Below are 6,999 nucleotides of genomic sequence, written 5' to 3'. Positions count from 1 at the left end.
ATATATAATAATAAAATGAAACCTTTTCTGTAATCAGGCGTATAGGTTACTGTACATAACAACTTAGACGAAATCAGTTGGTCAGGAGGATTCACATGCTGCACTATATCACGCTCCCGAGCCTTCAAACGGCAGTGCATGCCTTCAGCGATACCATGCAAGCGTGGATCACTTCCCCAGTCGTCGTAACCCTCCTTCTTTGTATAGCCTTTGCTGGTTTGGCGGTCGAGATGTTCACTCCTGGCTTTGGGGCGGGCGGAATACTCGGTATCGCTGCCGGAGGTATTTTTCTATATGGCCACATTGCAGGAGGGCTGGCAACAGGTACGGACATCCTGCTACTGACGGCCGCCATCCTTTTACTTGTCCTGGAATTATTCGTACCCGGCGGGATAATGGGCATACTGGGGATGATCGGGCTGCTTTGGGCTTTATTCCGCATGGCAGCTGACAGGACCGATATGATGCTCAGCGTCAGTATCGCATTTGTGGTTACCATATTGGCCCTCATCTATGTCATTCGCATTGTAGGCTTCGAAAAAGGCATGTTCAAGCCAATGATCCTCCAAGAAACACTCCATTCTGATACGCTCCCGAATGTGCCTGCCTTTATCGGTCAGCGTGGTCTGGCTAAAACGCCGCTGCGTCCAACCGGAATGGCCGAAATCAAGGGCATGGAAATGGATGTGATCACGGAGGGAAGGTATGTTGCCAAAGGATCGGAAATAGTTGTTATCCGTACAGAAGGCAGAAAAATCGTCGTCGCTTCCGTGACGAATGAGGAGGAAAAAGAATGAGTCAAGATATTCTTGTACCGATTATCATTGCTGCAGTCATTTTGATCGCATTGATTATCCTATTTACTTTCGTACCAGTGGCTTTATGGATCAGTGCCCTGGCAGCTGGTGTGCGCATCAGCATCTTCACATTGGTCGGGATGCGTTTGAGACGTGTTATCCCATCCCGTGTCATCAGTCCTTTGATCAAGGCTCATAAAGCTGGTCTCCAGGTTGATACAAACCAGCTGGAAAGCCACTATCTGGCTGGCGGTAATGTTGACCGTGTCGTCAATGCGCTGATTGCGGCCCATCGCGCCAATATCGAATTATCATTCGAACGCGCAGCGGCAATCGACCTTGCTGGCCGGGATGTGCTGGAAGCCGTGCAAATGAGTGTCAACCCGAAAGTAATCGAGACGCCTTTCATCTCTGGTGTGGCGATCGATGGTATCGAGGTGAAGGCAAAAGCCCGAATCACAGTACGTGCCAACATCGACCGCTTGGTCGGTGGTGCCGGAGAAGATACAATCATCGCCCGTGTCGGCGAGGGGATCGTCAGTACCATCGGTAGTTCCGAAAACCATAGCAATGTACTGGAGAATCCAGATAAGATATCCCATAACGTGTTAGAGCGCGGATTGGATTCCGGGACTGCGTTCGAGATACTTTCCATCGATATTGCCGATATTGATATCGGTAAAAACATCGGTGCGATCCTTCAGACGGATCAAGCCGAGGCAGATAAGAATATCGCCCAGGCAAAAGCCGAAGAACGACGCGCCATGGCCGTTGCGCAGGAGCAGGAGAACCTAGCGCGCGTACAGGAAATGCGGGCCAAGGTAGTGGAAGCGGAAGCGGATGTACCGCTGGCGCTCGCAGAAGCGCTGCGTTCCGGAAACATGGGTGTGATGGATTATATGAACTATCAGAATATCAATGCTGATACGACAATGCGTGACAGCATCGGCGGCATCTCGCAAGGCGATAAAGATGAGGATGAGCTTTAAGTTCTAGAAAGGTGGCAGGAGCATGTTTGACATTCTGCAATTTCTCGTACCATTAGCAGTCGCTGCCATTGCTTTCTTCATTAATGCAGCCGGAAAAAAAGGCGGAAATGAAAAGGATCCAAGACGGACGCAGCCCCCAGTGAAAAATTGGCGGGAGAAGCAGCCGCGCAAGAGCCCTCGTCCGCAGCAGAAGCAGCAGGCGAAGGCTCCAGAGCTGGCCAAATCGGATCAGAAAGTGGATGACTTGAGGGACCAAGTCAAAGAGGCGATGGAACAAGTGGTCGCAGTGCAGGGCGCCTCTTCCGCCCGTCAGCAGGAGAAAGACCAATCGAAGGCCGAACCGATCAAGCTGAAACGGCCGACAAGCAGACAATTGGCCGAACAAGTGGTATGGTCGGAAATACTGGGAGAACCACGCGCAAAAAAACCGCATCGCATTTATAGTAAGCGAGTCCGTTGATGGACTCGCTTTTTTTTTCGTTCAATGGACTGTTCTTACTTTCTGCCCTTCCACATAGAATGTGCAGAGGGGAGCTGATGGGAATGAAAAAATGGCAGCAGCGAATTGGAAATTGGTTCACTGAGCATTTGGATATGCCTGCTGATGTAGTGCTTGAACTCCCTCGTATTACGACGATTGGCCATTTCCATGCCTATATCGAGAATCACAGGGGACTAGTGCTCTTTTCTGATAATGAACTAAGGCTGCGGCTCAATAAAGGCTTCCTGCGGATAACAGGGGAGTCCTTTGTGCTGAAAGTCATGCTGCCGGAAGAAATCTTGCTCGAGGGCAAAATGAAAGAATTCAAATTCATTGATTCATAAGGCAAGCAGATCGGGGAGGTACGTATGAAGAAGCACACACAGGATATTTATTTTACCGGATATGTGACCGTACTGATAAAAGGGGATAGGCCGGAGCTGTTTTTCAATCAGCTGGTCCAGGAAAAAATACTGGTCTGGGATATCATCAAAAAAGACAGTCAGACATGTGAAGCGAAAATCCGGAAACAGGACATCGGCAGGCTTCGCACGCAGCGAAGAGGGACAGGCTACAAAATACATTTCCGCAGCAAGCATGGATTTCCTTTCCTCTTCACTGCATTGCTTCATAAAAAACCATTGATACTCGGTATTGCTATCAGCATACTGTGTATTTTCTTTCTTTCGAACACTGTCTGGAAAATTGAAATAAAAGGTGTAAGTCCCGAATTGGAGCATCAAATTGAAACCCAGCTGGAAGAGTACGGTGTGCGTCTGGGTGCATTCAAGCTGACGCTTGGTGCTCCAGTCGACATCCAGCAGCGTCTTCTCCAGGATATTCCGGAGCTGCTCTGGATAGGAGTACAAGAAAAAGGGACAACCTATTCATTGGAAGGCGTACCGAAAACCATCGTGAAAGAAGGGGAAAAACCTGGACCCCGTCATCTTGTGGCCAAGAAAAAAGGTGTCATCGTCGACATGTTCGTTTCCGAAGGAGTACCGCAAGTCAGTGTCCATGACTACGTGGAGCCAGGGGACATCCTTGTTTCAGGTATGATCGGCAGCGAGCCTCCTCCTGTATCGGAGGATCAAGAGGATGGGGAAAAGCCGAAAGATACAAGGAAACCAGTTGCTGCGACTGGCAGCGTCATCGCACGGACGTGGTATAATGTGTCGGCAGCGGTTCCCCTGGAAGAAACATATACCGTTCTCAGCGGTAAGCAGGATAGTGATTATGCCATTCGGTTTGGTGATAGTTTCCATTTGCCTATATGGGGTTTTGGGGAATCTGAATTCAAGGATTCACAGGAACAGACCTCTGTGCGCTATCTCCGCTTTCTGCGCTGGGAGCTGCCGATCGCCATCACCAAGACATCGGAATATGAGCGCATCACGAAAGAAGTGAAACGTACGAATGAGGAAGCCAAGGCACAGGCTGAGAAGATAGCCAAGCAGGATTTACAGCTCCAGATCGGTCCGGATGCTGACATTATTTCTCAAAAAATTTTACATGAGACTGTCGAGAATGGTAAAGTAAAACTAATCTTATACTTTCAAGTAAATGAAGATATCGCAACATCTCAACCTATATCTCAAGGAGATTGATTATGCCCGAAGACGTAAAACGTGTGAATTTGCAATTAAAAGATACGAATGAAACATTGGCTCTGTTCGGTACGGAGGATCGGCATCTCAAGCAGATCGAGGAGCAATTCCGTGTATCCATTGTCACACGGGGAGAAGAAGTCCGTGTGACGGGCACAGAAGAGGATGTCCGGACTGCAGAAGAGCTGCTGCAAGCACTGGCTGCTGTTATCCGGCGCGGTATACCGATAGGCGAGCGTGATGTAGTATACGCAATAGAATTAGCTAAAAAAGACAATTTGGATCAATTTGAAACATTATTTGATGATGAAATAACCAAAAACGCAAAGGGTAAATCCATTCGTGTGAAAACGCTTGGTCAACGGAATTATATCAATGGCATCAAGTCCAATGATTTAGTCTTTGGAATTGGTCCTGCTGGTACCGGGAAAACTTATCTTGCTGTCGTAATGGCTGTCAATGCCCTGAAAAAAGGCATCGTCAAACGCATCATCCTGACACGCCCAGCGGTGGAAGCAGGCGAAAGCCTCGGATTCCTGCCGGGGGATTTGAAGGAAAAGGTGGATCCGTATCTGCGGCCGCTATACGATGCATTGCATGATGTGCTCGGATTGGAGCAGACGACACGATTGATCGAACGCGGTACGATTGAAATCGCTCCGCTTGCATATATGCGCGGCCGTACGCTTGATGATGCGTTCGTCATCCTGGATGAGGCACAGAATACGACAAATGCACAAATGAAGATGTTCCTGACTCGGCTTGGATTCGGTTCCAAGATGGTCATCACCGGCGACCTGACGCAGATTGACTTGCCAAAAGGCGTCGCTTCCGGTCTGCGTTCCGTCGAGACAAAATTAAGCAATGTGAAAGGTATCTATTTTACCTACTTGAAACAGACCGACGTCGTGCGTCATCCGCTTGTGCAGCGGATCATCGAAGCATACGAGTCAGAGTAAAAAGGCCCGGCTCCGGGTCTTTTTCGGTTCAGGTGGATAGGAGGGCAGAGCGTGGCTAGAATAAGGTTAAAGGAGCTGTTCAAAAAGAAGTCGAAGGCTGGTGAACAGGCATTCATCCTGATCGGGGCGTTGCTGCTGGGATGCTTTTTCTTTGTTATGACAGCTTCCAATGTGACGACGAAGGATTATGATGTCCAGGTTTACGATACTGCAAGCGAAACGATCCGATCACCGATCACAATCGAGAATGAAGCGCAGACAGAAAGGCACAGGCAGGAAGCCAGCCAGCAGATTGACGACCGATATACTGTATCTTCCGAAATCACAGAAGCCAAAACCGATGCTGTCAAGGAGATATTCTCTGCCATTGGTCAAGCAGATGAAGAAGATCGTTCCATCGATCAGAGGATGGATATCGTCAAGAACCTGCTTTCGGAATCTGTCAAAGAAGATTTGACAGACCGCCAGCTCGAGCAGCTTTTGGCAATACCGATCGATGAAAGGGAGGTCAGTGAAAAAGTATTCATAGATGCCATCACTGGCTTCTTGGAGGATGGTGTGAAACGTGATGAGGTGCAAAAGACGCGGGAGGAAATGGGAGAACGTATCGATTATGCGGATGTATCCAGTGAAACCAAGCAAGCACTTCGTTCGCTGATAAGCTTTGCCATCGTTCAAAACGCTTCTTTTGATGCGCAGGAGACAGCTTCGGCCAGGGCGGAAGCGCAGCAAAATGTGGCACCTGTCATGATTCGTGCAGGCGAAATCATCGTGCAGGAGGGCCAAACGATCACAAATGATATATACGAAGAGCTTCAGCTTGTCGGCTTGCTGAATAATACAAGGAATGTGCTGCCGCTTGTCGGTCTTGCTTTGTTCATGGCATTATTAACCGGAATATTGACTTACGAAACGATACATACATTGACAAGGCAGACGGGGACGAGTAAGTCTGTCCTATTGTTTATGTTCCTGCTTACTGGTGTATCCGTCCTGTTTTTGAAACTGTTCGGTGTTCTTGGAACAGCAGATCAGCATTATTATTTATTGCTGCCTGCTGCATTTGCGGCAGTCCTATTCCGCCACCTGCTAAGCGAGCGGTTTGCCATCGGCTATGCGATCGTCTACAGTATACTGGCAGGCATCATCCTGAATGATGAAATACCAGGCTCCTTGAATATGGAAGCGGCGCTTTATTATTTATTCGCCCAGCTTGCAGCTGTTTATGCAATCAGAAATGTAAAAGACAGGGCAGCGATGACAAAAGCATTCCTTATACTTGTAAGTGTACAGGTAATCAGTGTATTGTTATTCTTATTCTTTGCTTTTGAAAAGTATGTCTTGGAATCCGTATTGCTGTATATCGGTTTTGCCGTCTTGTCAGCCATCTTGACATTGATATTGGTGGCTGGTGTACTGCCGTTTGTGGAAGCGGGATTCGGTGTGCTTTCGGAGACAAAGCTTTTGACATTATCGAAACCTAACCATCCATTGCTGAAAAAGATCCTTACCGATGCACCTGGTACTTATCACCACAGCATCATGGTGGCCAATTTGTGCGAAGCGGCGTGTGAAGCCATCGGAGCAGACGGTCTGCTTGCCAGGGTCGGGGCTTATTATCACGATCTCGGCAAAACGCGGCAGCCGCAGCTCTTCATCGAAAACCAAATGGGACGGAAGAATCCGCATGACTCGCTATCTCCGCGGCAAAGTGCTGAAATCATCATACGTCACCCATATGACGGTGCTCAGATGCTGAAAGACAATCGCTTTCCAAAAGAGATCGTCGATATGGCAAAGCAGCATCACGGAACATCGCTGTTGAAGTTTTTCTATTATAAGGAAAAGGAATATAATAAGGACGTCAAGGAAGAGGCATATCGTTACCCAGGTCCAAGACCATCGACAAAGGAGACCGCTGTCTTATCGATTTGCGACTCTGTGGAAGCGGCGGTTCGCTCGATGAAAGAGCCTACGCAGGAAAAGATCCACAGTCTTGTAGACAGCATCATCAAGGATAAGCTGATGGATGGCCAGCTGGATTGCGCGCCGCTGACACTGCAGGAACTGCAAGTGATCAAAGATGCAATTTGTCAGGCGCTTACCGGAATATTCCATTCCCGTATCGAATATCCGGCTGATGAAAAAGTGAAGGAGGCATAACTA

At 48.3% G+C, this 6,999-nt stretch carries 7 protein-coding genes; all 7 read left to right on the top strand.

Annotated elements, in window-relative coordinates; genetic code table 11:
• Positions 1-95 precede the first annotated feature (95 nt).
• The 7 genes from CHH53_RS07220 (at position 96) to CHH53_RS07190 (ending at position 6,996) form a co-directional block, all read left to right on the top strand.
• Positions 96-797: an NfeD family protein gene (locus CHH53_RS07220; RefSeq protein WP_095215456.1), complete on the top strand. Its 702-nt coding sequence runs from the start codon at positions 96-98 to the stop codon at positions 795-797.
• The gene (gene floA, locus CHH53_RS07215) at positions 794-1,786 is read left to right on the top strand and encodes a flotillin-like protein FloA (RefSeq protein WP_095215455.1); all 993 of its coding nucleotides are present in this window, start codon (positions 794-796) and stop codon (positions 1,784-1,786) included. Before CHH53_RS07220 ends, floA begins: the two co-directional genes overlap by 4 nt.
• 22 nt (positions 1,787-1,808) lie before the next feature.
• Positions 1,809-2,246, top strand: coding sequence for a hypothetical protein (locus CHH53_RS07210; protein ID WP_095215454.1), 438 nt, complete (start codon positions 1,809-1,811; stop codon positions 2,244-2,246).
• A gap of 83 nt (positions 2,247-2,329) precedes the next feature.
• The gene (gene yqfC, locus CHH53_RS07205; protein ID WP_170829697.1) at positions 2,330-2,611 is read left to right on the top strand and encodes a sporulation protein YqfC; all 282 of its coding nucleotides are present in this window, start codon (positions 2,330-2,332) and stop codon (positions 2,609-2,611) included.
• Positions 2,612-2,635: 24 nt separating this feature from the next.
• Positions 2,636-3,874: a sporulation protein YqfD gene (gene yqfD, locus CHH53_RS07200; protein ID WP_095215453.1), complete on the top strand. Its 1,239-nt coding sequence runs from the start codon at positions 2,636-2,638 to the stop codon at positions 3,872-3,874.
• 2 nt (positions 3,875-3,876) lie between these two features.
• Complete coding sequence (locus CHH53_RS07195; protein ID WP_095215452.1) at positions 3,877-4,833, top strand: PhoH family protein; 957 nt, start codon at positions 3,877-3,879, stop codon at positions 4,831-4,833.
• A 51-nt stretch (positions 4,834-4,884) separates the two neighbouring features.
• The gene (locus CHH53_RS07190; protein WP_095215451.1) at positions 4,885-6,996 is read left to right on the top strand and encodes an HD family phosphohydrolase; all 2,112 of its coding nucleotides are present in this window, start codon (positions 4,885-4,887) and stop codon (positions 6,994-6,996) included.
• The last annotated feature ends 3 nt before the right edge of the window (positions 6,997-6,999 follow it).

Origin of the sequence: Terribacillus sp. 7520-G (assembly GCF_002271665.1) — a bacterium.
GTDB lineage: Bacteria > Bacillota > Bacilli > Bacillales > Amphibacillaceae > Terribacillus.
The sequence above is the reverse complement of the archived record's forward strand: the minus strand, read 5'-3'. Positions and strand labels throughout refer to the sequence as shown.